This window comes from Nocardioides sp. P5_C9_2, from assembly GCF_054049555.1.
Genome location: NZ_JBFUMD010000694.1, coordinates 1 through 1,410, shown reverse-complemented (window position 1 = coordinate 1,410; position 1,410 = coordinate 1). Strand labels below are relative to the sequence as shown.

The 1,410-nt window shown below is 74.7% G+C and carries 1 protein-coding gene and 1 pseudogene; both read left to right on the top strand.

The window, feature by feature from the left end; translation table 11 throughout:
• The first annotated feature begins 128 nt into the window (after nt 1–128).
• Nucleotides 129–809, top strand: a complete 681-nt coding sequence (locus tag ACXJKL_RS21070) for a response regulator transcription factor (protein ID WP_457208943.1) — start codon at nt 129–131, stop codon at nt 807–809.
• A pseudogene (locus tag ACXJKL_RS21065) lies at nt 806–1,410 on the top strand (two-component sensor histidine kinase); the annotation flags it as partial. The gene ACXJKL_RS21070 and the pseudogene ACXJKL_RS21065, both read left to right, overlap by 4 nt.

Here is a 1,410-nt window from a genome sequence, read left to right as displayed (position 1 = left end):
GTCCTTGGTCACTCCCACCGCGTCGACGGCGAGTGACTCGCCCGTTCGTGTGTCGTCCATGCGGGGGACGCTAGGGAGGTCTGCATGAAGGGACCATGAAGTCACCGGCACCGCGAGAGGGTGGGGGCGTGCACATCCTGGTGGCCGAGGACGACGCCCGACTCGCCGAGCTGCTGGCCCAGTCGCTGACCGAGGCCGGCTGGGAGGTCGAGGTGGTCGGCGACGGCCGGGCCGCCCACGGCCGTGCCCTGCCCGGCGGCCTCCCCTACGACGTGCTGCTGCTGGACTGGATGCTGCCGGGGATGGACGGGGTGACGGTGTGCCGGCGGCTGCGCGACGCCGGGGTCACCACGCCGGTGCTGATGCTCACCGCCCGCGCCGACGTGCGGGACCGGATCGCCGGCCTCGATGCCGGCGCCGACGACTACCTCCCCAAGCCCTTCGACCTCGACGAGCTGCTGGCGCGGGTGCGCGCCCTGCGCCGCCGCAGCAGGTACGACGAGGGGTCGCCCATCGAGGTCGGCGACCTCGTCGTCGACCCGGGTGCCCGACGCGTGCACCGCGGTGACACGGAGGTGGAGCTGACCGCCCGCGAGTTCGACGTGTTGCACCTGCTGGCCTCCCGGGCCGGGACCGTGGTGTCGCGCTACACCATCCTCGACGAGGTGTGGGACGGCGAGACCGACCTGCGCAGCAACGTCATCGACGTCTACCTCGCCTCGATCCGCGCCAAGATCGACCGCCCGTTCGGCACGTCGACCATCACCACCGTGCGCGGGGCCGGCTACCGCGTCGAGGTCCCCGCGTGACGCGGTCCGGGCGCCCCGGGCAGGGCCGGCTGACCGGATGGCCRCTGCGGGTGCGCCTGGTGGCGGGCTTCGCCGCGGCGATGCTGGTGCTGCTCACCGCTGCCGGGGCGTTCGTCTACTGGCGCGTCGAGTACGCGCTGGACCGCGGGCTCGACACCGAGCTCGCCCGGGCGGCCGCGACCATCGCCCCCCTCGTCGACCCCGACGGCGAGGTCGGTCCCGACTCGGGCAGTGTCGACTCGGGCAGTGTCGACTCGGGCAGTGCGGATGCGACCGGCGTGGCCTGGCAGGTGGTGGACGACGACGGGGTCCTGCTGGACCGGGGTGCCTCCGCCCCCCGCGAGCCGATGGTGGGTCCCGGCGTGCTGGTCGGAGAGGCGGACGTCCGCACGGTCGACGTCGGCAGCGTCCTGCCGATCTCCGTGGCGCCGTACCGCGTGCGCGCCACCCGCCTCGACGCCGGTGGACACCTGCTGGTCGGGGTCCGGCGCGACCACCGGGACGAGGCGCTGCGCGAGCTGCTCGCCCAGCTGGCGCTCGCCGGGCTCGGCGCCCTGGTGGTCGCGTCGCTGGTCGGCGACCGGCTGGCCCGGGCGGCCCT